Annotated in this window: 25 protein-coding genes; 16 read left to right on the top strand and 9 right to left on the bottom strand. The window is 59.5% G+C overall.

Annotated features, from left to right (window positions below; translation table 11 throughout):
• Positions 1-27: 27 nt before the first annotated feature.
• From andAc to BN2476_RS00105, 5 genes are all read left to right on the top strand, one after another.
• Positions 28-1,302, top strand: coding sequence for an anthranilate 1,2-dioxygenase large subunit AndAc (gene andAc, locus BN2476_RS00125; protein WP_087732133.1), 1,275 nt, complete (start codon positions 28-30; stop codon positions 1,300-1,302).
• Between the two features lie 4 nt (positions 1,303-1,306).
• Entirely contained in the window at positions 1,307-1,777 is a 471-nt protein-coding gene (gene andAd / locus BN2476_RS00120) for an anthranilate 1,2-dioxygenase small subunit AndAd (protein WP_087732132.1), read from the top strand.
• Between the two features lie 12 nt (positions 1,778-1,789).
• Positions 1,790-2,098: a non-heme iron oxygenase ferredoxin subunit gene (locus BN2476_RS00115; protein WP_087732131.1), complete on the top strand. Its 309-nt coding sequence runs from the start codon at positions 1,790-1,792 to the stop codon at positions 2,096-2,098.
• The gene (locus tag BN2476_RS00110; RefSeq protein WP_160111655.1) at positions 2,020-3,393 is read left to right on the top strand and encodes an NAD(P)/FAD-dependent oxidoreductase; all 1,374 of its coding nucleotides are present in this window, start codon (positions 2,020-2,022) and stop codon (positions 3,391-3,393) included. The genes BN2476_RS00115 and BN2476_RS00110 overlap by 79 nt, the downstream gene beginning before the upstream one ends.
• A 112-nt stretch (positions 3,394-3,505) precedes the next feature.
• Positions 3,506-4,849: an MFS transporter gene (locus tag BN2476_RS00105; protein ID WP_087732129.1), complete on the top strand. Its 1,344-nt coding sequence runs from the start codon at positions 3,506-3,508 to the stop codon at positions 4,847-4,849.
• Between the two features lie 435 nt (positions 4,850-5,284).
• Here the strand turns inward: BN2476_RS00105 and BN2476_RS00100 are convergent, their stop codons facing one another.
• The 3 genes from BN2476_RS00100 to BN2476_RS00090 all read right to left on the bottom strand — a co-directional run bounded on the left by BN2476_RS00100 (position 5,285) and on the right by BN2476_RS00090 (position 7,606).
• A complete protein-coding gene (locus BN2476_RS00100) occupies positions 5,285-6,043 on the bottom strand; it encodes a FadR/GntR family transcriptional regulator (RefSeq protein ID WP_087732128.1) in 759 nt (252 codons plus the stop codon).
• A gap of 104 nt (positions 6,044-6,147) precedes the next feature.
• Positions 6,148-6,924: an enoyl-CoA hydratase/isomerase family protein gene (locus BN2476_RS00095; RefSeq protein ID WP_087732127.1), complete on the bottom strand. Its 777-nt coding sequence runs from the start codon at positions 6,922-6,924 to the stop codon at positions 6,148-6,150.
• Complete coding sequence (locus BN2476_RS00090; protein ID WP_438942847.1) at positions 6,917-7,606, bottom strand: nitroreductase; 690 nt, start codon at positions 7,604-7,606, stop codon at positions 6,917-6,919. Before BN2476_RS00090 ends, BN2476_RS00095 begins: the two co-directional genes overlap by 8 nt.
• A gap of 446 nt (positions 7,607-8,052) precedes the next feature.
• On the opposite strand from BN2476_RS00090, the gene BN2476_RS00085 reads away from it, so the two are divergent.
• The 4 genes from BN2476_RS00085 to BN2476_RS00070 all read left to right on the top strand — a co-directional run bounded on the left by BN2476_RS00085 (position 8,053) and on the right by BN2476_RS00070 (position 12,492).
• Positions 8,053-9,135 (top strand): phosphotransferase family protein, encoded by a 1,083-nt coding sequence (locus BN2476_RS00085; protein WP_160111654.1) that lies wholly within the window; start codon positions 8,053-8,055, stop codon positions 9,133-9,135.
• A 21-nt stretch (positions 9,136-9,156) separates the two neighbouring features.
• The gene (locus BN2476_RS00080; RefSeq protein WP_218274490.1) at positions 9,157-10,818 is read left to right on the top strand and encodes an acetate--CoA ligase; all 1,662 of its coding nucleotides are present in this window, start codon (positions 9,157-9,159) and stop codon (positions 10,816-10,818) included.
• An 88-nt stretch (positions 10,819-10,906) separates the two neighbouring features.
• Entirely contained in the window at positions 10,907-11,677 is a 771-nt protein-coding gene (locus BN2476_RS00075; protein WP_087732124.1) for an enoyl-CoA hydratase, read from the top strand.
• Positions 11,678-11,724: 47 nt separating this feature from the next.
• On the top strand, positions 11,725-12,492 hold the full coding sequence (locus BN2476_RS00070; RefSeq protein WP_087732123.1) for an SDR family NAD(P)-dependent oxidoreductase: 768 nt from the start codon (positions 11,725-11,727) through the stop codon (positions 12,490-12,492).
• 118 nt (positions 12,493-12,610) lie between these two features.
• On the opposite strand, the gene BN2476_RS00065 is transcribed toward BN2476_RS00070, so the two are convergent.
• The 4 genes from BN2476_RS00065 to BN2476_RS00050 all read right to left on the bottom strand — a co-directional run bounded on the left by BN2476_RS00065 (position 12,611) and on the right by BN2476_RS00050 (position 17,253).
• The gene (locus tag BN2476_RS00065; protein ID WP_235850642.1) at positions 12,611-13,954 is read right to left on the bottom strand and encodes an MFS transporter; all 1,344 of its coding nucleotides are present in this window, start codon (positions 13,952-13,954) and stop codon (positions 12,611-12,613) included.
• Between the two features lie 165 nt (positions 13,955-14,119).
• Positions 14,120-15,313 (bottom strand): CaiB/BaiF CoA transferase family protein, encoded by a 1,194-nt coding sequence (locus BN2476_RS00060; protein ID WP_087732171.1) that lies wholly within the window; start codon positions 15,311-15,313, stop codon positions 14,120-14,122.
• Positions 15,310-16,062, bottom strand: a complete 753-nt coding sequence (locus BN2476_RS00055; protein WP_087732122.1) for an SDR family NAD(P)-dependent oxidoreductase — start codon at positions 16,060-16,062, stop codon at positions 15,310-15,312. Before BN2476_RS00055 ends, BN2476_RS00060 begins: the two co-directional genes overlap by 4 nt.
• Positions 16,063-17,253, bottom strand: coding sequence for an acyl-CoA dehydrogenase family protein (locus BN2476_RS00050; protein WP_087732121.1), 1,191 nt, complete (start codon positions 17,251-17,253; stop codon positions 16,063-16,065). It abuts the gene before it with no gap.
• A 339-nt stretch (positions 17,254-17,592) separates the two neighbouring features.
• Here BN2476_RS00050 and BN2476_RS00045 point away from each other — a divergent pair, with 339 nt between their 5' ends.
• Positions 17,593-18,771 (top strand): acetyl-CoA acetyltransferase, encoded by a 1,179-nt coding sequence (locus BN2476_RS00045; protein WP_087732120.1) that lies wholly within the window; start codon positions 17,593-17,595, stop codon positions 18,769-18,771.
• Positions 18,772-18,858: 87 nt separating this feature from the next.
• Here BN2476_RS00045 and BN2476_RS00040 read toward each other — a convergent pair whose 3' ends face one another.
• Positions 18,859-19,278: an ester cyclase gene (locus BN2476_RS00040; RefSeq protein ID WP_087732119.1), complete on the bottom strand. Its 420-nt coding sequence runs from the start codon at positions 19,276-19,278 to the stop codon at positions 18,859-18,861.
• Between the two features lie 155 nt (positions 19,279-19,433).
• Here BN2476_RS00040 and BN2476_RS00035 point away from each other — a divergent pair, with 155 nt between their 5' ends.
• From BN2476_RS00035 to BN2476_RS00020, 4 genes are all read left to right on the top strand, one after another.
• Positions 19,434-20,327, top strand: a complete 894-nt coding sequence (locus BN2476_RS00035) for a LysR family transcriptional regulator (RefSeq protein WP_087732170.1) — start codon at positions 19,434-19,436, stop codon at positions 20,325-20,327.
• Positions 20,328-20,541: 214 nt separating this feature from the next.
• Positions 20,542-21,798, top strand: coding sequence for a 3-isopropylmalate dehydratase large subunit (locus tag BN2476_RS00030; RefSeq protein WP_087732118.1), 1,257 nt, complete (start codon positions 20,542-20,544; stop codon positions 21,796-21,798).
• An 8-nt stretch (positions 21,799-21,806) separates the two neighbouring features.
• Positions 21,807-22,325, top strand: a complete 519-nt coding sequence (locus tag BN2476_RS00025; RefSeq protein ID WP_087732117.1) for a 3-isopropylmalate dehydratase small subunit — start codon at positions 21,807-21,809, stop codon at positions 22,323-22,325.
• 11 nt (positions 22,326-22,336) lie between these two features.
• A complete protein-coding gene (locus tag BN2476_RS00020) occupies positions 22,337-23,206 on the top strand; it encodes an isocitrate lyase/PEP mutase family protein (RefSeq protein ID WP_087732116.1) in 870 nt (289 codons plus the stop codon).
• Positions 23,207-23,296: 90 nt separating this feature from the next.
• Here BN2476_RS00020 and BN2476_RS00015 read toward each other — a convergent pair whose 3' ends face one another.
• A complete protein-coding gene (locus BN2476_RS00015; RefSeq protein WP_087732115.1) occupies positions 23,297-24,301 on the bottom strand; it encodes a LysR family transcriptional regulator in 1,005 nt (334 codons plus the stop codon).
• 255 nt (positions 24,302-24,556) lie between these two features.
• On the opposite strand from BN2476_RS00015, the gene BN2476_RS00010 reads away from it, so the two are divergent.
• Both BN2476_RS00010 and BN2476_RS00005 read left to right on the top strand, forming a co-directional pair.
• Positions 24,557-24,793, top strand: coding sequence for a DUF2798 domain-containing protein (locus BN2476_RS00010; RefSeq protein ID WP_087732114.1), 237 nt, complete (start codon positions 24,557-24,559; stop codon positions 24,791-24,793).
• A 72-nt stretch (positions 24,794-24,865) separates the two neighbouring features.
• Positions 24,866-25,440 (top strand): SMP-30/gluconolactonase/LRE family protein (locus tag BN2476_RS00005; RefSeq protein ID WP_143810874.1); only part of this gene is annotated, 575 nt, incomplete at its 3' end.

Here is a 25,440-nt window from a genome sequence, read left to right as displayed (position 1 = left end):
CCCGGCTGATTTGAAACGGAGACGACGATGCAACTGCAAAATGAACGGCCATTGGCCTTTTTCCCGCGACAGGACGGCTCGCGGGTTCCGTACAAGGTATTCAGCGACGAGGAGATCTACGCGCTCGAGCAGGAGCGCATCTACCGCGGCCCGACCTGGAACTTCCTGGGCTTCGAAGTCGAGATTCCTAACCCGGGAGACTTCAAGAGCACCTTCGTCGGCGATACCCCTGTAGTCATGACGCGCGCAGAAGACGGCACGCTCGCCGCGTGGGTGAACCGCTGCGCTCACCGTGGCGCGATCGTATGCCGGCTCAAGCGCGGCAACGCGCTCTCACACAGTTGTGTGTATCACCAGTGGAGCTACGGAACGAAGGGCAACCTCCAGGGCGTGCCCTTCCGACGCGGCAAGAAGGACGCGACGGGCATGCCGAAGGACTTCGACCCGAAGCAGCACAGTCTTCGTCAATTGAGAGTCGAGAGCTACCGGGGCCTGGTTTTCGCAACGTTCAGCGACACCGTCGCGCCGTTCGCAGAGCACGTCGGGCCGGCGATGCGCCACTATATCGACCGGCTGTTCCACAAGCCGATCGTCTATCTCGGCTGCACGCGACAGTACTCGGACAGCAACTGGAAGCTCTATACGGAGAACGTCAAGGACCCCTACCACGCTAGTCTTTTGCATCTCTTCACCGCGACGTTCAGCATTTTCCGCGTCGGAATGAAGGCGCATTGCGCAGCCGATGACGTCGATGGACTGCACAGCATCATCTTCGTTGGCCGCAATGAGGAAGAAGCGAACTCCGACGTCTACAAGGAACAAAAGATTCGCTCGTACGACGAAGGCTTCCAGCTCGAAGAGCCTTCCATCCTGGCCCTGGAAAAGGAATTCGACGAACCTGCCAGCACGGCGATCCAGTCGATCTTCCCGCAGCTGATCCTGCAGCAGATACACAACACGCTATGCGCGCGGCAGCTACTGCCGAAAGGCCCGAACCACTACGAGCTGGTCTTTCATTATTTCGGCTACGAGGACGATACGCCCGAGCTGCGCGCGCTGCGCATCAAGCAGGCGAATCTCGTCGGTCCCGCGGGCTACGTGTCGATGGAGGATACCGAGGCAACCGAACTCGTTCAGCGCGGCACGGCACGCGATGGCGACGAAAACTCGGTCATCGAGATGGCGCGATCCGCTCCTGACGAGCAAGGCACCATGATCACCGAAAACCTGATCCGGAAGTTCTGGGTCGGCTACCAGAAACTCATGGGATTCGAGCCAGCCGTTTGCCTGGTTACGGAGTAACACAATGGAAGAGATCAATACCAGACTGCGACTCACTACTCTTCAGGATAACTACATTTCTGCGATCGACAACGACAAGCTCGAAGAATGGGCCGCCTTCTTCACGGAAGATGGCTTCTACGAAATCGTCTCGAAGGAGAATGTCGAGCAAGGGCTGCCCGCGCCCGTCATCCATTGCGACAGCGCCAGGATGATACGCGACCGCGTGCTCTCGCTGCGCAACGCGAACATCTACGAAAGGCCGTCGTATCGGCACTTCCTGTCCGGCATGCAATGGCAGCCATGCGAAGACGGCTGGACCATGACCACCAATTACCTGGTCGTCAACACGGTACAGGACGGATCGACCAGCATCTATCAGGCCGGGCGCTATATCGACCATGTGGTGAACACGCCCGACGGACTGCGCTTCAGGAAAAAGCGCTGCGTCTTCGACACGCTGAGAGTGCAAACGCTCCTCGCCTATCCGATCTGAGAGGAAACCAAAATGGCTGAATGGATAGATGCCGCAGCGGCATCCGACGTGGCCGAGGGCGAAGTGCTCGGCGTCGCCATCCGCGAAACGCCGATCGCCCTTTTTCGACTGGCCGACGAGGTGTATGCGCTGCGCGACCTGTGCTCGCATGGCCACGCGCGCCTGTCCGAAGGTTTCGTCGAGGGCGATTGCGTCGAATGTCCGTTGCACCAGGGACTCGTCGGCATCCGCGACGGCTCCGCGTGTTCGGCGCCCATCACGGAACCCGTACAGAGCTTTCCCACCCGAATCGTCGGCGACCGCGTCGAAGTATCGCTCTGAGGAGACCCCACATGTCGAGCGAAGACGATACCTTCATCATCGTGGGCGGCGGTCAGGCAGGCGCCTGGCTCGCGCGGACGCTGCGCGCCGAGGGATTCCAGGGGCGTGTCGTACTGATCAGCGAGGAGCGCCACTGGCCGTACGAGCGCCCGCCTCTCTCGAAGGGATTCCAGGACGGCACGTCGGCGCCCGACAGTTTTACCCTGTTGACGGCGCAGTTTGCGATAGCCGAACGCATCGAGTTCTGGCCGGCCACACAGGTCTCGCGAATAGACCGCTCGAAGCGCACCGTGACCTGCTCCGACGAACGCTCGCTGAACTACACGAAGCTTTTTCTCGTCACGGGCGGCCGCCCAAAAATGCTGCCGGGGATGCAGGCGGAATGTCCTGCGCGCATGCATGTCCTGCGAACGCAGGACGATGCGTTGCGGCTGCGTGCCGCGCTGAAGGAATCGCGGCATCTGCTCGTTATCGGGGGCGGCTGGATCGGACTTGAAGCCGCGGCAACGGCACGACTTTCCGGCGTCAGCGTCACGATACTGGAAGCCGGTTCACGATTGTGCGCGCGCACGGTGCCGACGATCGTCTCGGACTATCTGCTGGCAATGCATCAGAGGAACGGCGTAACCGTGAAGACCTCCGCCGCGCTTTCCACGCTGCGGGTCGGCGAATCGGGCGTCGTCGCGCAACTCGCAGGCGGGGAAACGGTCGCGGCGGATCACGTGCTGGTGGGCATCGGCATCAGCCCCAACACCGGGATCGCAGCAGCCTGTGGCATTGAAGTTCGCAATGGCATTGTGGTGGACAAGCAGGGACGGACCTCCGATCCCGACATCTTCGCTGCGGGCGACGTTGCCCTGCATCCGAGCGACTTCGCTGGCGAGGAAATCCGCCTCGAAAGCTGGGCAAACGCGCAGAGCCAGGCGATCTGCGCCGCACGGGCAGCGCTCGGCAAGGACGACCTGCACACAGAGATTCCCTGGTTCTGGTCCGACCAATACGCGACCAATCTGCAGTGCCTGGGACTGCCGCACCGCGCCGCCCACGCGGTGGCGCGTGGTGATCCGCAGGCCGGGAACGGATGTTGGCTATTCCAGACGCCTTGCGGCCGGTTAGCCGGGGCCACCGCGATCAACGCGCCAAGGGAGATGCGGATGCTGCGCAAGGCATTCGCCCAAGGATGCATGCCCGATCTCGTTGCATGGGCGGATAACGCGCGCCCATTGACGAGCCTGCCGATGATTCCGCTGTCGGAAACGCCGACCGAAAAAGACATGCAATGGGCAGCCGTTTGAGCGACACCGATAAGGCGAAAGACCTCGACGGCATTCCATATCGCTGTGCCTTTCGGTCCATCTGCGGATGTGGCCATAAACAGCCAATAGCAAACAAGGAGGAGACCCGGTTATGTCCACCGTTCACACTATCGACGTCCAGGCCTATGTCGACGGGCAAAAAATATCACCGTTGCAGTCGGCCGTGGTGGCGCTTTGCTTCGCCGTAGTCGCCATAGACGGCTTCGATACGGCGGCCGTCGGATTCATCGCGCCGGCCTTGCGCACCGAATGGAGACTTGCCCCGGCCCAGCTCGCGCCGCTCTTCGCAGCTGGATTGCTTGGCCTGATGATCGGTGCGATGGTCTTTGGACCCATCGCAGACAGGATAGGCCGCAAGCCCGTGCTGTTGCTGACGACGGCATTCTTCGCGGTCGCGAGCCTGCTTTCGACAACCGCCCCGGACATCCACTCACTGACGTTCTGGCGCCTTGTCACGGGTATCGGCCTTGGCGGCGCCATGCCGACGGCCACGACGCTGACGGCGGAATACTGCCCCAGCAGGACCCGATCTCTGACGGTCACGGTCATGTTCTGCGGCTTCACCCTCGGCGGGATGCTGGGCGGTCTGGCCGCGGCCGGGTTGGCAGGAGCTCACAGATGGAAGGCGGTTTTGATGCTCGGCGGACTCCTTCCACTTGTGCTTCTCGTCTTCCTTGCCTGGTTCCTGCCCGAATCGCCCCGCTACCTGGCAATGAAGGGGGGACACGACGGACGTGTGGCCGCGATTCTGTCGCGGATTCGACCTGCACCGGAACTGTTGAACGCGCATTTCCTCCGCCCACAAGTGTCCGCGGGCTCGCCCGTGGGCAAGCTGTTCGCCCCGAGGCTCGCACGCGGCACCATCCTCCTGTGGCTTACCTTTTTCATGAGCCTGCTCGTCTTCTATCTGCTCACGAGCTGGCTGCCCACGCTTTTGACGGGCGCGGGCCAAAGCTTGAGAACCGCAGCACTCGTGGGCGTCGTGCTACCGCTCGGCAGCACGGTAGGAGCAGTTGTCATCGGATACGGAATGGACAAGGCGGACCCGCATCGGGTGCTGGCCGCCAGCTATGTCCTTGGCGCGGTCTCGATAGCGGCGTTGGGCTTTGCCGCGCCCTTCCCACTGCTTCTGGTACTGACCGTGCTCGGCGCTGGAATAGGATCGGGCGGCGCCCTCATCGGGGTCAACGCGCTTACTGCGTCGTTCTATCCCACAGCTAACCGCGCTACGGGGGTGAGCTGGGCGAATGCGATAGGGCGCACGGGGTCGATCTTCGGTTCGGCCATAGGCGGCTATCTCCTTGGCCGGGGCTGGTCCATGCATGCGGTATTCACCGTCGCAGCGCTGCCCGCGTTGATTGCTGCAATCACGATCTCGGGAAAACGCCGGGCCGGCATGAACGGTTCCGCTCTGTCCGAGCCGCAACAGGCGTGATCGGTCACTGCGGCACAAAAGCTCTGCAAGCATACTTTGATGCGGACTGCTCATTGCGGACCACGGCTAACGGACTTCACTGCCACCCAAAACGGTTCATCATCGATTGATCCGGATCGAACAACTCAGAGGGATAGATCGGCGAAACCGCAAGAACAGGACGCCGGTGGACATCACACTTCGAATGCACATCCATCGCGAATCGTCCACCTCGTCCTGATCCTGACTTCGGTTTATGTCGAGTCGTCGCGGCCAATATCATCTCGACATGTTGTTTGGCTTCCACTATTCGAAGTTCTCGCGCCGTCGGGAGACTCTGTGCAGCTGAGGCAGGTGCTTTATCGATGCGCCGACAAGTTGGACCGTAGATCGGGACGATGCGGTGACTACCCACGCAACGAACAGATAGTCGGACATTCGTGCGAGAGCGTCTGGCTACTCGCTCCACCCTGCGCTGAGCGGCGTGATCGAGCTGCTCTGAAAATCCAGCGATGCAATCTCGAAGCCGACCTTGAAATCGCGGATGTGCTTCTCCATCCATGCCGACGCATCCTGAGCGTCTCCCGCCGACAGTGCCTGGAAGATCTGCTTGTGCGCCTTCAAAAGGCGGGCGCCCGACTCCGGAACGCGCGACAGCACGGCTTCGAATGCGGGATAGAAAAGACGCGCCATCGGTTCGCGCGTCAGCAGCAGCACGCGGTTGTGCACGCCGCGTGCAATCAGCGCATGGAACTCGACGTCCAGTTGCGCGAGCGCGCTCGGGTCCGATAACGACTGCTCCGTAGCCACGATGTTCGCGCGCAGCGCCTCGAGATCGTCACCGTTCAGATGCGACACCGACAGCCCGGCTGTCTTCGGCTCGAGCACCATCGCCGTTTCCCAAAGCTCGAAAAACGTCACGCCCTGCAAGCGAAGAGCACGTTCGATATGCTCGCCCACCACGCTCGTCGTCGGCTTCGCGACGACGAGCCGCTTCGCGTTCACACGTTGCAGCATGCCCGTCTCTTCGAGCAATCGGGTGCCTTCACGGACCGTCGATCGATTCACGCCGAACTGTTCGCATAGAACAGCTTCCGTCGGCATCGGGTCTCCGGGCCTCAGCTCGCCGGCCATGATGCGCTTCGCGATGGTTTGCGCAATCACGCGATAGCTCGGTGCAAAGCCTGTCTTTTCGGTTGTCGCGTCGCCCGCCATGCCGCCTCCTGATCTACAACGACTCTTCGTTTCTTACGCCACGATAATATCAGACATTATAATACAGATGGCTTGACGGCATGGGAGCGTTCGATGCGCCTGCCCTACTTGTCGCGGAAGGCCGCTTGACGTTTTTCCAGGAACGCGGCAACGCCTTCGCCGAAGTCCCTCAGCCGCACGGCGACTCGAATCGCGTCGATCTCGTCCGCGCAGGGTTCACCGGGAGGCGTCCGCCGCGCGCTCGTCAGCGCTTTGCGCACTAGCTCTTGGGCGGCAAGACTATGGCGCGTGAATTCGCCCAGCACCTCGAATGCCTCGCTCCGTTCAGCGCATCTCATCTGGCGAGTGCCAAGACCGGCACGCATGGATTCATTTGCATCGAGACTGCGGCCGGAAGTCAGCATATCCAGCGCAACGTCCTCTCGAACGAGTTCGGACAAGGTATGAATCCCGCCATAGGTGGGAACGACTCCGAGCTTGATCTCGGGCAACCCGAGACTTGCTTGCGGCGACAACAGCCGAACAGAGCACGACAGCGCGAGTTCCAGCCCGCCTCCGAGAGCATATCCGCACACATGAGCGAACGTGAGCAGTCCGTGTGTGCGCAATGTACCGAGTATGCGCTGGGCCTTCGCGTTCCTCGCATCCATCTGGTCCGGCGAAAGTCTGGCAATCTCGTTCAGGTCGGTGCCTACGCTAAACGCCTTTTGGATTGAACTGCAGATCAAAATCGCTCTGGCGTCGGAGTGCGATGCGTCGTCGAGCGCCTTTTCCAGTCCGTCGAACATCTCGCTTGTGAGTGCATTCAATGCCTCAGCGCGATTGAGTTCGATGACATAGACTGCGCCTTCTCTGGAAACACGGATCTTCGGTTCAGTCATGACGGAATCTCACGAATTCATCCAGGGCCATGCGGTCAGTCACAAGTTGATTGGCAGGCTCGTCGAGATCCGCATAACCCATCGCCATGCCGCACACCACCATCTCGCTCTGCGGAAGCTGGAGATAGTCTGCGATCACGCGGTGATACCTGGCGAAAGCCTGCTGCGGGCAAGTGTCGAGCCCCGCACCCCGCGCAGCGATCATGATGCTTTGCAGGAACATGCCGTAATCGAGCCAACTACCTATTTCCAGATCGCGATCGATGACGAAGATAAGACCCACCGGCGCGCCGAAAAACTCATAGTTGCGCGCATGCTGTTTCGCCATCCCATCCTTGTCGCCTTTCGCGATGCCGAGCAGGCCGTACAGGTCGTAACCTACTTTGCGTCGGCGGCCGAGGTATGGCTCGCGCCAGGTTTTCGGATAGTAGTCGTATTCGCCGACGTGCAGTCCGGGTTCCTGTCCGTCCGCTCGCAGGACATGCTCGACCAGTTCATCCCGCGACCGGCCGGTGAGCACGTGCACGCGCCAAGGCTGAGTGTTGGTGCCGCTGGGTGCGCGCGCAGCCAACTCCAGGATGCGCACTACCAGCGCGTGTTCCACGGGTCGTGGCAAGAAGCCACGCACGCTGCGGCGGGTCAGCAGCGCTTGCTCTACATCAACGGACATCAAGTCCATCATCGTCTCGCTCCATAATATCGGACATTACGTCATATCCGAGTGCGCACTTCGGTCCGCTTCTCATCGGGCATTTGCCGTTCGAATAGCGGATGCTTCAGCGAATTCACGCCGTGGCGTATACCACCGCCGGGTCATGAATTTCAATGACGCTGTTCATCGAGCCTCGCCAATTTGGCCTATTTTCCTGAACCCTTTTCGATGGCGCGCTGCTCGAGCGATTGCTCGCGGTTGGCGCAGCACTTTACCGACGAACCTCCGCTTCGCCCGAGTCGGATTCAGATGCCAGGGTAAACATCAGTCATCTGCACACGCCAACACACCTATACTTTGTCAGACATTATTGCGCTTGGCAATCGAAGCGCGTTGCGAAGCAACCCGCTCCTTGCGCACTTCCTGACATGCGGAACCCGTGTCCGCTTAACCGGCCTATGCGTCCGCCCGAAACCATGGATGACACCGCTCTCCTGCCAAGATCCGCCCTGCTCCTGTCGGCCTTCGATGGTCCGCAGCCCGACTGGATGGCTGCCGCGAAGTACCTGAGCGCGCGCGGCATCGAACTCGATCTGGGCTTCACTCCGCGTCGTTTCGCAACCGGTCATGCCAACCTCAACTTTCTTGTCAGGTGCGGTGAACACTGGGCTGTGTTGCGCCGCCCGCCGAACGGCCCGTTGCCTGCCGGGGCGCACGACATGGCACGAGAACATAAGGTGCTCAGCCGGCTGCACGAGCAGTTTCCGCTGGCGCCGAGGAGCCTCGCGTATTGCGCTGACGAGTCGGTGCTCGGCGCACCGTTCCTTCTCGTCGAGTATCGCGACGGCATCGTGATCTCAGGCTCGAAGCCTGCTCATGTGCATCTGGATCGCGAGCGCGGTGCGCAACTCTCCCGGCAGATGATCCGCGTGCTCACCGAGCTTCACAGGGTCGATCCGCGTGCTGTGGGTCTCGACGGCCTTGGACGTCCCGATGGCTTTCTTCAGCGCGCGGTCAAAGGTTGGGGGCAGAGAGCGGCGCAAGCGTGGGGCGCGAACCGGCCGCCCGAGGCGGAAGCCGTGCTCGCGTGGCTGACAACGCACATTCCAGCCGCACGCGAAACCAGCCTCCTTCACTGCGATTTCAAGCTCGATAATTTCATCGTCGATCCCGACACGCTCGAACCCGTAGCGCTCGTGGACTGGGACATGTCGACTCGCGGCGATCCCCTCTTCGATCTCGCCACGCTGCTGAGCTACTGGGCCGACGCGAACGACCCCGAAGTCATGCATGACCTCGACCAGATGCCAACAGCGCAACCCGGTTTCGCAAGCCGCGATGACGCGTTGCAGGCCTACGCCATCGCAACGAGGCGAGACGTGAGCCAGTTCCTGTTCCATCGCGTCTTGTGCCTGCTGAAGCTGGCAGTCGTGTTTGCACAGTTGCACAAGCGGTGGGACCCGGTAGATCCGGGCACGAACAAGTACGCGAGATTCGAAAAGCTTTCCCTCGAACTGCTGAAGTACTGCGACTCGGTTCGTCAGGGACATTTGCACTGAATCACATGATCGGAGCCTCAAATGATCGACGTTGCTTTGGCGGTTGAACACCTGTCGGCGGAAATCAATGCAGCGATGCCAAGAATCGAAGGCAACTATGCGACGGTATCGAAGCAGTTCGAATGGAGAATTCCCGAGCATTTCAACTATGCGGTGGATGTCATCGATGTCTGGGCGCGTAATCCTCAACTGCTCGCCTTGATCGCGGTGGATGCGGATGGCCGGGAACGCCGCTATACCTATGCCGACGTCTCCGCGATCACCAAGGGGCTCGCAGCCGGCCTTCAGAAACAGGGCGTGCGCAAAGGCGACCGGGTTCTCATCGTTCTGCCGAGAATTGCCGAGTGGCAACTCGCGATGATCGCGTGCATTCGCCTTGGAGCTGTCGTCATACCCTGCATCGAGATGCTGACGCAAAAAGATCTTGCTTACCGGATCGGTCATTCCGAAGCGCGCGCGGTCATCACGACTGCAGCGAATGTGGAGAAGCTGCATCCAGTCTCCGATGCTTTGGTGCGGATTTCGGTGGATGCGCCGGAACATTGGCTCGATTTCTGGCGCCTCGCAAAAACCGACGACGGTACATTGAACACACCTGCCATTGCTGCCGACGATCCCGCGATCATGTACTACACATCGGGGTCGACGGGAATGCCGAAGGGCGTTCTGCATGCTTCGAGAGCGCTCTATGCATGGCGTGTGTCCGCATGGTACTGGCATGGGCTTCGGCCTGGTGATGTCATGTGGTGCACCGCCGATACGGGATGGAGCAAGGCAGGCACGGCCATCTTATGGGCACCATGGAGTACGGGCTGCACCGTGTTCTTCTATAACGGACCGTTCGATCCGTCAAAGCGGCTGGAACTGATAAGCCGATACAGGATCTCCGTGTTCTGCGCGGCAGCCACCGAGTTTCGCCATCTCGTCGCTCAGGATCTTCCCTCCTTCAAGGCTCCCGCACTGCGGCTGACGGTATCGTCCGGCGAAGCGGTCAACCCGGATGTGATCGTTCAGTGGGAGAAAGCAACCGGCTGCCGCTTGCTGGAAGCCTATGGGCAAACCGAAACGATCATGACGGTGGCGAATCAGGTTGGAGAAGAAAGGCGCGCCGGCGCGATGGGGCGTGCACTTCCCGGCTGCACGCTCGGCGTTCTGTCGGCGGAACGCACACGCCGCCTCGCCGGAGAAGTCGGCGAACTGGCGCTGCGTTTGCCGAATCCGCAACTGATGTTGGGCTACTACAAAGACCGGGATCGCACGGCTGCGGGCAGCGTGGAAGTCGATGGAGAACGTTGGTGGCTCACCGGCGATCTTGGGCGGCTCGACGAAGACGGCTTTGTCTACTATGAAGGCCGTGTGGACGACATCATCAGTTCGGCGGGCTATCGCATTGGACCGTTCGAGGTTGAAAGCGCCCTTCAGGAGCATCCGGGCGTGCTCGAGTGCGCAGTCGTCGCTTCGCCGGACCCGGAGCGCGGAGAAATCGTCAAGGCATACGTCGTGCTCAAAAACGGCGTGAATGCGTCGGCGCTGCTCGTGACCGAACTTCAGGACCATGTGAAGCGCACCACAGCACCGTACAAGTATCCGAGGCGAATCGAATTCGTAGACGATCTTCCAAAGACATCGACTGGAAAACTCCTTCGCAGATTGCTGCGCGACCGCGAGTTCGGCCGGCCGTAAATATCAAAAGCGGTAAATCCTCATTGTGGCGTACCCCGACGAAAGCACAGGTCGCGGTGCGCCTTTTTCAACCTTCGCGAGACAAACAATGATCGACGTCGATAAAACGGACGGCGGCGCTGTATGGATTCTGACGCTCAATCGCCCACCCGCTAATGCCCTCAACCTCCAGGTCCTGAGCCAGTTGCGGGAGATCATCGAAGAAGCCGATCGTGACCGGAGTATTCGCTCAATCGTCATCACGGGGCACGGGCCGAAGTTCTTTTGCGCAGGTGCAGACCTCAATGCATTTGCCAGTGCGGACATGGCCAACGCATGGCAAGCCGCAAAGGCCTTTAGCGATACGTTCAGTGCGCTACAGCACGCGCGGCCGGTCGTAGTCGCGGCTATCAATGGCTATGCGATGGGAGGCGGCCTCGAATGCGCGCTGTCGTGCGACATACGGGTTGCCGAAGACCATGCTCAGCTTGCTCTGCCTGAAGCATCGGTTGGACTGCTGCCAAGCGGCATGGGTACGCAAACGCTCCCATGGCTCGTGGGAGAAGGCTGGGCCAAGCGGCTGATCTTGACGGGTGAACGCATCTCCGCCGAAACGGCAGCACGAATCGGCTTGATCGAAGAAAAGGTTCCAACCGGCAAATCCGTGGAATGTGCTCTGGAACTGGCGCACAAGGTGCGCGGACAGAGCCCGGACGCCGTGCACGCCTGCAAGCAACTCATCTCGCTTGCGCGTAATGGCGTGTCCCGCCCGGCTGCATTAACCGTCGAGCGCGATAGATTCGTGCAGTTGTTCACACATGAAAACCAGTGGGAAGGCGTGAATGCCTTCCTTGAGAAAAGAAGGCCCGTGTGGACCTGAATCCGATTGATTATCCAGTAACAGTTGCTGTCGACAAAGGAGGCGATGTGGAAGTTGAAGGTAAGGTTTTCGTGGTAACGGGCGCAGCATCCGGTCTCGGATCAGCCGTCGCTCTCCACTTGTTGCAGAGCGGCGCATCTGTTGCTCTGGCTGATCTCGACGAGCGGACGGCTGCGGATCGGGTCGAGCGATACAAGGATCGCGCGATTGCGATCAAAACGGATGTGACGGATTCAGACGCGGTCACGCGCTTGTTCGAGACAGTGCGAGACCGGTTCGGCCCCGTGTCCGGCGCCGTCAACTGCGCGGGCATTGCGCCCGCGGAGCGCATTCTCGGCCGAAGCGGCCCGCACAAGCTGGAAAGCTTTGCAAAGGTCATACAGATCAATCTGGTGGGAACCTTCAACGTCATGCGGATCGCCGCTGCCGCGATGGCCGGGCAAGCCCCCAATGCATTCGGTGAAAGAGGTGTCATCGTCAATACCGCGTCGATCGCGGCATACGACGGGCAAATTGGACAAAGCGCCTACGCGGCCTCAAAGGCTGGCGTGGCCGCCCTGACACTGCCGGCGGCGCGGGAACTGGCCAGCGTCGGCATTCGCGTCGTCTGCGTCGCGCCGGGCATCTTCGAGACGCCTATGCTGCAGGGCTTGCCACAGGAAGTGCAGGATGCGCTGGGACGCAGCGTCCCATTTCCTCCCCGGCTCGGCCGGCCCGACGAATTCGCGTCGCTCGTCAGCGAGGTCATCCGCAATGGATACATCAACGGTGAGGTGATCCGGCTGGATGGGGCGTTGCGCATGGCGCCGCGTTAGGGCTTCGAAGGGTTGATTTCCTTCCAGACACACCGACGTTTTACTTGCATCAACTTGTAAACGGAGCTTTGACGTTGTCTTGACATCGCTACGTCAAAGCTCCGATCTCCAGACATAACTACACAGAAGCATGCCTCTTTACGAGATGCTTCGGCACACTGACGAGCAGCAAGATCCCGCCAATCGCGAGTACCGCGCTAATCAAATAAAGTCCGCCGACCAGACTACCTGTCGCAGTCTTGATCCAGCCAATAACGAAGGGACTGAGGAAGCCGCCCGTCAGCGCTATGCTGTTGATCAAGGCAATGGACCCCGCTGCGCCTGGAGAGCCCGCGAAGTACTCGGACGGCATCGTCCAGAAAAGCGAAATCGTGGCGAAAATTGTCGTCGCAGCTATGGCGAGAAGTGTGCACGCACAGAACAACGTGTTCGGTACAAACGGAATAGCGGCTAGCGCAGCGCCACCTACGATCGCGGAGAGCGCAGTGTGCCATCGGCGTTCGCCACTCCGGTCGGAGCTTTTACACAACAGCACCATGCCGACTGCACTGACTGCAAACGGAATTGCTGAATACAGACCAATCGAAAGATTGTCCTTGAGGCCCGCATTCTTCAACATCGAAGGAAGCCAGAAGCTCAGCGCGTAGGTTCCGCAAATGAACGTGAAGTAACTAAGCGCCATCAGATAGAGACGGACGTCGCCAAAATCGGCGATGCGCGGCGCGTGGCCAGACCGCGTAACGTCAATCTCCGACGCAATCTCCATTTCCAGGTAGCGCCGTTCATCAGATGACAACCATTTTGCGCGAGATATATCGTCGTCGAGAAGACAGTATGCGATCACCCCAAGAAGAATCGCCGGCGCCGCCTGGAGCACGAACATCCACTGCCATCCGTGCATGCCGGTCAGACCATCGAAATGTGTCAAGACCCAACCGGACGCGGGCCCACCGATGAGTCCAGCGATAGGAATGCCCGAAAAAAACACGCCCAATGCTTTGCCCTGACGGCGCTTCGGAAACCAGCAGCTGATGTAGTAGATGACTCCCGGGGCAAATCCGGCCTCGCAAGCCCCAAGCAGGAATCGACAGACATAAAACTGCATCGGCGTGGATACGAGAGCCATGCAACATCCGACGAGACCCCACAACAGCATGATCCGGCTGAGCGTCTTCTTTGCGCCTATCCGCTTCATGAAAACGTTGCTGGGTATTTCAAAAAACATATAGCCGATGAAGAAGACACCTGCCCCCATGCCGTATATGGCATCGCTAAACCCGAGGGTGTCCTGCATCTGAAACTTGGCAAAACCAATGTTGATCCGATCAAGGTACGAAACTACGTAGCAGACGAGCAGAAACGGCACGATCCGGAGGCTGACTTTTCTGGCCACCGTGTCTTCAAAGATACCTTCCACTAGCGCGCCACTGCTCATTTCGGCTTTTGCCTGAACTGGCTGCATCGCATATCTCCCGCGACTATCGTATGAGTCGCATGCGTTTCAATAACTTCGAACAACGTTCATTTAACCATTTGCCTTCCTATTCCAATCACTATTTTCGATAAGGAATCCTCCTTATTCAGGTTATTTTTTTCTGACGTGCAGAGACCACCCGCGGCTCAATTCCTAGATGATTTTTTCCTCCCGCATACGGGATATTTCATCCTCGGTGTATCCCAGCCGGAACAACACTTCCTCGTTGTGCTCGCCAAGCAACGGTGGCGACATTCGGTGAGACGCGGGCGTTCTTGAGAATTTGACGGGAAACCCCAACTGAGGAATCGTCCCCTCAACCGGGTGATCACAGGTATAGAGAAGCTCGCGCGCTTTCATTTGCGGGTGAGCGAATGCCTCCGCCATCGTATTGACGGGCGCCGCCGGAATATCCGCATTCTCCAGGCGCGCAGCCCATTCGTGTACGGGCGCGCTTCGGAATATGTCGCGCAGCACCGCGAACTGGCGCGCTGCGGATTCACCCACTGGCCACTGATCGTCTTTCCATTCCGGATGCCCGATCAGATCGCAGAATGCCGTCCAGAAGTGCGACTCGATAATGCCGAGCGAGATATGACGACGATCGGCGCATTCGTAGACGTTGTAGCACGGCGCAGCGCCCAGAAACGGCCGCTCGCCGCCGCGAGGCTCGATGCCTGCAAACAATGCATCGGCCGCGTGGTAGGCCAGCCAGGTGACCAACCCGTCCGTCATCGAGACGTCGAGGTATTGCCCTTCCCCGCTTCGTACACGCGCAAGCAGCGCGGAGAGAATCGCATAGACGGCCATCAGCGAACCGCCGCCCACGTCGGCGATGCTCAGTCCAGGCACGATCGGACCGGTTGCGGGCGTACCGAACAGTTGCAGCGTGCCCGTCAGCGCAAGGTAGTTCACATCGTGCCCGGAGCTCTCGCGAAGCGGCCCTGTCTGCCCGAAGCCTGAAATCGAACACATCACGAGACGCGGGTTGATCTCGCTCAACGTCGAATAGCCAATGCCGAGCCTGTCCATCACGCCAGGTCGAAATCCTTCCACGACGACGTCCGCATGCTTGACGAGACGGCGAAAAATTTCCTTGCCTTCTTCGGACTTCAGATTGACCGTCAGGCTACGCTTGTTGCGGTTCAACAGCAGAAACGAACCCGACTCCTTCCGCTTGATTGGCGCAAATGCGCGATTGTAGTCACCCGTTCCGGGTTGCTCGATCTTCAGGACGTCCGCGCCAAGATCGGCCAACAGCATCGTGCAGGTTGCGCCGGGCAACAGCCTCGTCAGATCGAGAACCGATACGCCGTCCAGTGCGGCGAACGTCTGCTTGGTGGTCATGCGCAGCTCCATCCGCCGTCGACCATCAACGTGTGTCCCGTGATAAACGATGCCGACGAAGAAGCGAGGAATAGCGCAGCCCCCGCAACCTCGTCGAGTTTTCCAAACCTGTTCATCGGCGTGCGCGCGAGCAGTTTGGGACCAAGATGCGCATGTCCGGTGATTTTCGCCGTCAGGTCGGTTTCGATAAAGCCGTAACCGATTCCGTTCACCCGCACGCCCTTCTCCGCCCAGTCGGCCGCAAGCGCGCGCGTGATCTGTTCGACGCCACCTTTGCTCGCGCAGTACGGCACCTGCCGCTTGAGCGCGACTCGCCCCGCAATCGAAGAGATATTGATCACACTTCCGCGACTCGATAGCAGTTGTCCACTGAATGCCTTGCAGGCAAAGAACACGCCGTCCAGATTGGTTCGCACGATCTCGTTCCATTGGTCGATCGTGGTGTCTTCGAGCGATGCGTAATACGGATCGACACCGGCATTGTTGACGAGCACATCGATACCGCCCATCCGCGCGGTCGCTTCGGAGGCGAACGATTCGAGCGAATCGAACGATGTCACATCGAGGGCATGTCCCCAGCAGTTTCCGCCCACTGCCTTGGCGACACTGACCGCTTGCTCCGCGGAGCGGCCCGTAATCGCAACCGTCGCATCATGGCTGGCGAATGCTTCTGCAATTGCACGTCCGATACCGCGCGTACTGCCTGTCACGACAACACGCAGCCCCTTGACCGAAAACAGGCTCTCCATTCACTTCTCCAGTTTGGTCTTCAGAATTTTTCGCGCCATCGACCATCGATGCACTTCAGACGGGCCGTCGTAAATCCGGAATGCCCGCAATTCGCGAAAGATTTGCGCGACGATGGTGTCCGCCGTCAGACCGAGCCCGCCCAGAATTTGAACGCACCGGTCAGCCACCCGATACAACGCTTCCGACACGATGACCTTCGCGCGGCTCGACTCGAAGCCGCCCGCCTCACCCCGGTCTAGCGTCGCTGCGGCGTCGAGCGTGACGAGCCGCGCCGTATGAAGGTCCATGTCGTTGTCCGCCAGCTGGAAGCCGATGCCCTCGTGTTCACCGATCGGCTTGCCGAACGCAGTGCGGCGCGACGCGTACGCCACGGCGATGTCGTGCGCCCGCTGAGCGGCTCCGAGCCAACGCATGCAGTGCGTAAGACGCGCGGGCGCGAGTCTCACCTGTGCATATCTGAAGCCCTGGCCCACTTCGCCCAGCACGTCGTCGCGCGTCAGGTGAAGGTCGTCGATGCGAACTTCAGCGTGTCCTTCCGTAAACGACGAATCGAGCGAATCGATCAATCTCACCATCTGCACGGCCGGATGCGGCAAAGGTACAAGGAACATGGTCGCGCCGCGATCGACTCCCGCGACCACGGTTCGCGCCATCAGGATCATGAATCCGGCGCCGTAGCCGCCCGTAATGAGCCACTTGGTCCCTCGTGCAACGAACGATTCGCCATCGCCTTGCGCGACGGTTTGCAACAGCGAGGGATCGGCCCCCGCGCCGGGCGATGGCTCCGTCATCGCAAAGCACGAGCGCACCGCGCCTCGCGTCAGCGGCTCGAGAAAGCGCACCTTCTGCGTCCGGGACGCCACCTGTTCGAGCAGATGCATATTGCCTTCATCTGGCGCCGCGCAATGAAGCGCAATCGGACCGAGCGGCGAATACCCCGCTGCTTCGAATACCGCGACTCGCTGAACGTGCGTCAGCGCCATCCCGCCATATTCGCGGGCCACTTGAGGTGCGAGCAATCCGGCATCGCGGGCAAGCTCATTCAGCTCCCTTCGAAGGTCGTCACTGGGACCGTGATGCGTGTTGCGAGGGTCGGTTTCGAATGGAATGACCCGCTCTTCTACGAAAGCGCGCACGCGATCGAATAGCGCACGGCTGTGTGCATTAGTGAGGCAATACGGGGAGGACATATTCAGGGGCCTCTCGACAGATGAAGTGTTGGCGGCGCATCGGAGATGCACAAGCAAACTCATTGTCGGACATTATTTTCGACTGTCGTATAAGTAGAAACCCAGGATTTGCCTCGTGATACACGCTGGGCGCCTCCACACATGGCTAGCAAAAGGGAGATTTCTCGCATATTTCGGCCGAATCGTCGCATAAGTTTCCCGGTGGCAGGTCACCATGCGCCTGATGCGATATTTCTCTTGCACCTCATAATATCCGACATTATTCTTGAGCCGTCGGCGCACAACCGTGCAATGAACGCGCCACCACACCCCAACTCCCGAGAGGACAGCGAGATTGCCATGCCGAAAAAATCCGTCTCAATCGTGGCCAGCGGTCACACGCGCTTTGGAAAGCTCAAGGAGCACACGCTCGAAGATCTGATTGTCGAAGCGACGCGCGATGCGCTCGAAGATGCCAACGTTCCCGCTTCGGAAGTCGACGCTGTGTTTCTCGGCCACTTCAGTTCGGGCCTTGTGTCCGACGGATTCGCCGCGTCACTCGTCTTCGAAGCCGATCCCGGTCTGCGCTTCAAACCCGCGACTCGCTGCGAAAACGCATGCGCATCGGGTTCCGCAGCGATACACGCTGGAATCAACGCCATTCGCGCAGGCGAAGCCGACCTTGTGCTCGTGGTCGGCGCGGAAAAGATGACATCGAATTCGACCGCCGAGGTCACCGCCGCACTCGCGAAAGCAGGCTATCAACATGCCCCTGTCGAAGCCGCGCTCAGCTTTCCGCAACTGTTCGCATTGGCAACGCAGCAGTATCAGCAGCGCTATGGCGATCCGCTGCCTGCAATGGCCGCCATCGCTGCGAAGAACCACGCCAACGCGCTGCAAAATCCTTTGGCGCAAATGCACAAAGCGATGTCAGTTGAACAGTGCAATACGGTATCCGAGGATAATCCGTTGATTGCGCCGCCTTTGCGCCTGACCGACTGTTCACTGGTTTCCGATGGCGCGGCGGCGCTCGTGCTTGCATCCAGTGACCGTGCGAAAGACTTTCCCCGCAGGGTTACTATCGAATCCGCGACACACGTGAATGACTTCCTGCCGTTCAGCAAACGCGACATGCTGGCATTCGAAGGCCCCACGCTGGCCATACGCAATGCGCTCACCGAGGCGGGCATAGGTCTCGCCGACGTGGACTTCGCCGAAGTCCACGATTGCTTTACGATCGCAGAGCTGCTCATCTACGAAGCAATGGGCCTCGCACCGCGCGGAGAGGGACATCGCGTGATCGACGAAGGACGGGTCGAGGCAGGCGGCGTGTTGCCGGTGAACCTGTCTGGCGGACTGAAAGCGAAAGGTCACCCCATCGGCGCGACAGGCGTTTCGATGCACGCGTTGGCGTTCAGGCAACTCATCGGTGACGCCATGGGCATCGCAGTGGAACGGCCGGAATTCGGCCTGCTCTTCAACATGGGCGGCATGGCGGTAGCCAATTACGCAACTGTGCTAAAGGCGCAGAGTGCCTGAGTGTTTCGCCTGAATGCCATTGTGCGAGCCTTCCATCTTCCGATGGGCTCGCACCAGGAGCAAATCAGATTCAAAGCATATGCGAATTTAAAGCCGTTGTTCTTTGAAGCTCCTATGCACTTCAAGCGCACTACGTTCAACCCAGTTGTGCTGAAGAAGTCCATCTTCGCGAACATGCAACACGGCTGTGCCCGTCATATCGATTTGCGACTGGCAGGGTTCCGATCCCATGAAGCCATTGTTCTTGCCCGTCACGCGCCAGCGGCTCACCACCCGGTCGCCCGCTTCGTTCTGAAATGTTTCGATGACCTCGAACCTGAAGTCATCGATGCTCGCGAGAAACGCGGCGACCCACTTCTTGAACTCTTTGCGCGAACGGATTACAACCCCGCCCGACGTGATGGCGAAATCTTCCGCAACCAGTTCATCCACTGCATCGGGGTTGTGCGACTGCCAGACCTGCCGCCAGAAGTTCTCGACAATCTCGACTGAATTACGATCGACCATCTTCCTGCTCCACAAAAACAATGACGTTGATACCGCCCGGTATTCCGGACTCCCACTCCAATTCCGGGCACTCGGATTCATTATGTGAAGTTGCGAACAAGAAGACAAACGACTAATCTTAATTCCATCTAGCAGATTATCGAATGGAAGGACGCATGACGCTGGATCTGGATTTGCTTCGCGCCTTCGTCGCGGTAGCCGAGTCGGGCAGCTTTACAGCCGCTGCTCATGTCGTCGGACGTTCGCAATCCGCCGTCAGCCAGAAGGTATTGCGACTCGAGGATGCCTTGAACGTGCGCGTCTTCGAACGCACCAGCCGCTCGCTGAAGTTGACACACGAAGGCGAACGCGTGCTCGCTGCAGGACGGCGGCTCCTCGCGCAGTACGACGCATTCATACGGGAGCTTCAAGAGCCTCCACAACCCACGCGCTTACGGCTAGGAGTTTCCGAAAACCTCGTGCAGTCGCAACTGCCTCTCATCCTGGCGCGGTTTGGCCAGCGCTTTCCGTCTGTACAACTCGACTTGACCGCGGGTTCGAGCCAGGACCTCATCGACGGTCATGAAGCCGGTCTTCTCGACGTGGTGTTTGCCAGGCGCAAACGCGAAGGATCGCCTCATCGCGGGCGCGTGATATGGCGCGAACCGCTCGTCTGGCTGGCCGCGAAAAGCTATCGAAGCGACCCCACCCGTCCCGCGCCCCTGATCATGATGCCGCCGCCTTGCGCATATCGGGAAGTGATGACGGAGACACTGGATGCAGCTCGCCGCGAATGGTCGGTCGCGTGCACGGCCAGCAATCTGCTCGGCGTGCAGGCCGCAGTGGTGGGCGGATTGGGTGTCACCGCGCTGGGCAAGTCTTTCTTGCAAAACGGTATGAAGATCCTGCCGACGTCCGCACAATGGCCGGCGTTGCCCGCATCCGAAGTCGCCGTAATCGGCGAAGACCCCGCGAAACAGTTCATCGTGGAGCCGCTTGTTTCCATGTTCGTCGAGGTACTGACTGCAGGTTCGTCGATGACACTGGATACAGAGGTTGAATCGGAATAGAACGGCTCTTTGGAAAACACATTTGCCCGCAGTACGAGTAATGCGGAAGCCGGCTTCGCGCAAAGCCCCGGCGCGCCGGGAACATCGCTTGATCCAGGCATCGCGCTGCTAGCTGCCATTCATACTTTGCGCTTCGACCTCTGTGCATCGGTCCGCATAATCTGTGAACCGGGATTCGCGCATCTGACGAATCAGGCCATTCAGAGGAAACACGATGGGCTCCACAATCACCGAGAAAATCATTGCCCGCGCTGCGGGTCTAGGTTCGGTCGCGCCGGGCGATGAAGTCATGGTCAAGCCCGACTTCGTGCTTGCGTATGACTTCCCCGGCTACACGAATGTGTATTTCAGGCAGTTGAAACAGGACCTCGGGATCAAACGCATCGCCGAACCCGAGCGGTTCGGAATCTTCATCGATCACATGGTTCCTGTCGCCTCAGCAGAAGAGGAAGCGTTCCACATCGAGACCCGGCAGTGGACCGCTGAAAACCGGGTTTCGCTCTTCGAAAGAAAAGGTATCGGACACCAGGTAGCGGCAGAGGTCGGCTATGCCGTGCCTGGCGCGCTCGTCGTTCACTTCGATCCGCACGTCAGCCAGTTGGGCACGTTCGGGACTTTGGCGCTCGGCATTCACCGGAACATGCTGGAAGCCTATTCACGCGAACGCATTGCGCTACGCGTGCCGCACACAGTCCGTATCGACCTCAAGGGTAGGCTCAATCCCGGCGTGATGGCGCGAGACGTGTTTCATCACATCGTCCGACAGGTGGGCTCCGGAGGCTGCCGATTCAAGGTCATGGAACTCTCGGGGCCGGGACTCGATTCGATTTCGATCGAAGGACTTCAAACCATTACTGGACTCGCCATGTTCACAGGCGCTATTTCGGCCATCGTCAATCCGGACGAGGAGCGTCTGCGCTATGCGCTTGCAAGAGCAAAGAAGTCGGTCGAACCGGTCTACAGCGATCCGGATGCCGGCTACTCGGCCGTTCACGAAATCGATCTGGCTGCGATCGAGCCGGTCGTCGTCGCGCCGCCGAGTCCCGCCAACACGCGCGATCTGCGTGACTTTATCGGTCTGCGCGTCCATGCGGGATATCTGGGCTCGTGCGCATCCGGGCGACTGGAAGACCTGAGAGCGGCGGCGGCTGTTTTGCGCGGCAGGCACGTTGCGGAGGGTTTCAGCCTGAACATCGTCCCGACTTCGCAGCAGATCATGCTGGAGGCCTCGCGCGAAGGCACCCTCTCTACGCTCGTCGAAGCGGGCGCCTTCGTATCCTCGCCCAGCTGCGACTATTGCTACGGCCGCATTGGAACGATAGCCGCGGGGCAACGAGCCGTCTCCACAGGCACGCTCAATGTTCCGGGACGCATGGGCAGCGCCGATGCGGAAATCTATCTCTGCAATGCGGGCGCCGTCGCGGCCGCTGCGATCGAGGGCCGTATTGCCGATCCCCGTCAATATTTGTGAGAGCGAACATGAATCTGAAGAACCTTCGAGGCCGCGTGGCGTTCGTGTTTTCCGACGACGATTACGACGTAGACCAGATCGTCGGCGTGAAGAACATCCGGATTCAGGACCCGGACGAACTGCGTCGGATCGTGATGAAATCGATCGACCCCGACTTCGTTTCGACTGTGCAACCGGGCGATATCCTGATCGGCGGACGCAACTTCGGCTATGGCCACCCGCACTATCCGCCAATGACAGCGATGCGAGACCTCGGCATCTCGTGCGTAATTGCCGAGTCTTTTTCGCCCGGCTACTGGTGGGGTGAAATGGCGGAGGGATTTCCGCAGATCACCTGTCCCGGCATTCTCGAACTGATCCGACGATGGGATCATATCGAAGTCGTATGGACCGAAAACGTCGTCATGAATCTGACCACGGGGCGCTCGCTGCCATTCGAGCCGCTCAGCCACTCCGAGGGCAAGATGCTCAGTTCCGGGGGCCTCGTCAAATATCTCCAGTCGCTATCCTCTAACCCTCTGCTTTGACGAATCGAACGATGACAACACTCTCACCTGTTCCGCGACCCGGCGAAGCCTCGGCTGCACTCAGAAACTCCGTGAATGAAAACCGCGCCCTCGTCATTCCCGGCGCCTATGACGCATTCAGTGCAAAGCTCGTCGAAAGCGCAGGATTCGATGCGGTCTATGTCGGCAGCTATGCGACGGCCGCCGCCGTGTATGGCATGCCTGATGTAGGCAGCCTCACCCTCGATCAGCTCGCCGATCACGCTCGAAAAGTCGCGTCCGCCGTTTCCGTGCCTGTGATTGCGGACGCCGAAGGCGGCTTCTTCGAACCGGGCAATATCTGGCGGACCGTTCGCGAGTTCGAACGCGCCGGAGTCGCGGCCATTCACATCGAAGATCACGCGGGCGGCAAACATACCAATCTGCCGCAACACCTCATTCCCCTCGATCAGATGCTCGCCAGGATACGCGCCGCCCTTGATGCTCGCAGCTCTCCGGAATTCATCATCATGGCGAGAACCGATGCGATGTGGGCAACTCACGACGAGCGCGAAGCCATTCGCCGCGTAAAGGCGTTCGCGGAGATCGGCATCGAATACATTTTCACCAATGGAGCGACGCCCGAAACGCTGCGTCGAATCCGCCAGATGGTGCCTGCGAAGTACGTGACGATCAATCATCCGGCGGTGCGCGACCGGAGCGAATGGAACGGCGCTGCCGATATCGTTCTCGACTACGGGTTCTGCCTGCAGGCGGTGGCAAAGTCGCTGACGACTGCGTTGGCGACCTACCGGGCGTCGTCGAGCATGGACAGCACCGATGCTTACCTCGAACCTGCTCACGTGTTAGAAGCACGGCTGGGATACGACGCCTTTACCGAACGCGCGAACCGATATTCCTGACGCAAAGATCTCCCGCGTTGCACGCATCCCCGATGGACCACCCTCTTCGTAACTATCGGGGATTGAAATAACCGGCCGACATCACGCGATTCAGACCACGAGCGACCGCGTTCCGGCATCCAGCAATACAGACGTCCCAGCAATCTTCGTCGCGAACGCGGCGCTGCGCTCGCAGTCCAGGAGCAGCTTTCTCTCTGCGGCAAGCGCGTGTGGCAATTCGGTTCTCAGGAATTCCACCCATGTCTTAATCTTTGCATCGGTGAATTTCCGCGATGCGTACAGCGCGTAAATATTGATCGATTGAACCGTATATTCGGGCAGGACCCGGATGATCTTTCCAGCCCGGATATCGTCGATTGCAGCATAGAGCGGCAACGCGCCGATTCCCGCACCGCTTTTGATCGCGACCGCAAGCGTCTCGGCCGTATTCGTCTGGATCGCACTGCGCACTGGAAACACAACTTTGCGCCCCGCCCCTTCGAGTGTCCACTCGTGTCCGGGATACAGCGCCGAATGCAACGCGAGACAATTGTGTCCGGACAGGTCTTCAGGGCAGCGAGGCAGTCCATGCTCGCCCAGATACGCAGGTGCCGCGCAGAGCACGCTAAACGACGTGCCGAGCAGCCGCGAAACGAGACCAGAATCGGGCAGTGTCTGCGCTGCCACGATCGCCACATCGCTATGACCATCGAAAAGATCGGGCACGTTTTGCGAGGCGGTCAACTCGACTGTCACATCAGGGTTGGCTTCCCTGTACTTCAGAATGGCCGGCAAGACCATGTGCCCGGCGAGGCCGATGCAGCTGAAGACTTTCAGCGCCCCTTCCGGCCGGTTGTTGGCGCCGCTCGCCTCGTCCTCTGCGGAATCCACTTCCGCGAGAATGCCGACGACGCGCTTCAGATAGCGCTCGCCCGCATCAGTCAGCGCAAGGCTTCGCGTCGAGCGATGCAGCAGACGCGTACGAATCCGATCCTCGAGCTCGGAGACAGCACGGGACACAACGCCCGCAGTCAGATCCATCGACTGTGCCGCGACAGTAAAACTCCCTGCCTCAGCAACCCGGGCAAATATTCGCATAGTCCGCACCGTGTCCATCTTGCAACCTGCCTCCATTCACATCGCTTCAATCTGCATCGACAAAAAGTGCTGTAGCGGCGCATTGCCTGCAGCGCATTCGACATATTTGACAGAATCGTCAAAGTTTAATGTAGCACACAAACGCTCTTATTCAAGTGCTCATCGGGCAACCATAAGCAGCGCAGCTTGAAGCAATTCGTTTTATTCGTTTGTTTATGCCGTCGCAGCGTTTCATACTTGACCTGACGCATCGAGCTATCAGGCATTCACCGTATGTTTCGCATCCCGCACCGATTCAATCATTTCCTCTTCAGTGGGATTCAAAGCGCAATGACGTGTGCAGTGGCTTCAGCCGTATCGAGTGTGCCGTTCTATTCGGAGAAAACGTTCTTCGATCACTGGATCAGGTCCTATCTTCTCTCGTGGATGGTCATGCTTCCGCTTGCACTCGTCGCCGCGCCTTTGATACGCAGGATCGTCGGCCTTCTCACCGCCTCGACACGGCATTGAGTCTGCAACACGAACATCACCTGTGCGCCACATGCGCAGCCTGCATACCACACGATAGAGAGAGCTCTCCGAATGAGAACAGAGACGGCTCAGTTGCTTGCCGACAATTTCGCCTTCCTGGAAGGACCGCGCTGGTACAGTGGCCATCTGTGGGTTTCCGACATCACCGACATGATGCTTTATCGGATCACAGCGGCAGGCGAGCGCGAAGTCGTGTGCGACGTCCCGCACCGTCCTTCAGGGATCGGCTTTCTGCGAGACGGTTCTCCTGTCATCGTGTCGATGGTCGATCGCAAGCTGATGCGTATCGTCGATGGCAAGCTGGTACTGCATGCGGACCTGTCCACACTCGCTCCTGCCGATCTGAACGATCTCGTCGTGGATGGTCTCGGGCGGATCTATGTCGGCAACTTTGGCTATGATCTTTTCGGCGGCGCGGAGAAGAGGCCCGCCGATCTTTTTGTCGTCGAACCCGACGGCGTGGCGCGCGTCGCCGCGAGCGGTTTCGATTTCCCTAACGGCATGGTTCTCAAAGACGGCGGCAGAACACTCGTGATTGCCGAATCATGGTCGAATCAGCTTACCGCTTTCGATCGGGACGAAAACGGCAATCTGTCGGCGCGTCGTGTGCGGATTCAACCGGTCGA

The organism is Paraburkholderia piptadeniae, assembly GCF_900007165.1.
GTDB classification, from domain to species: domain Bacteria; phylum Pseudomonadota; class Gammaproteobacteria; order Burkholderiales; family Burkholderiaceae; genus Paraburkholderia; species Paraburkholderia piptadeniae.
This window is presented reverse-complemented; position numbering and strand designations above follow the sequence as displayed.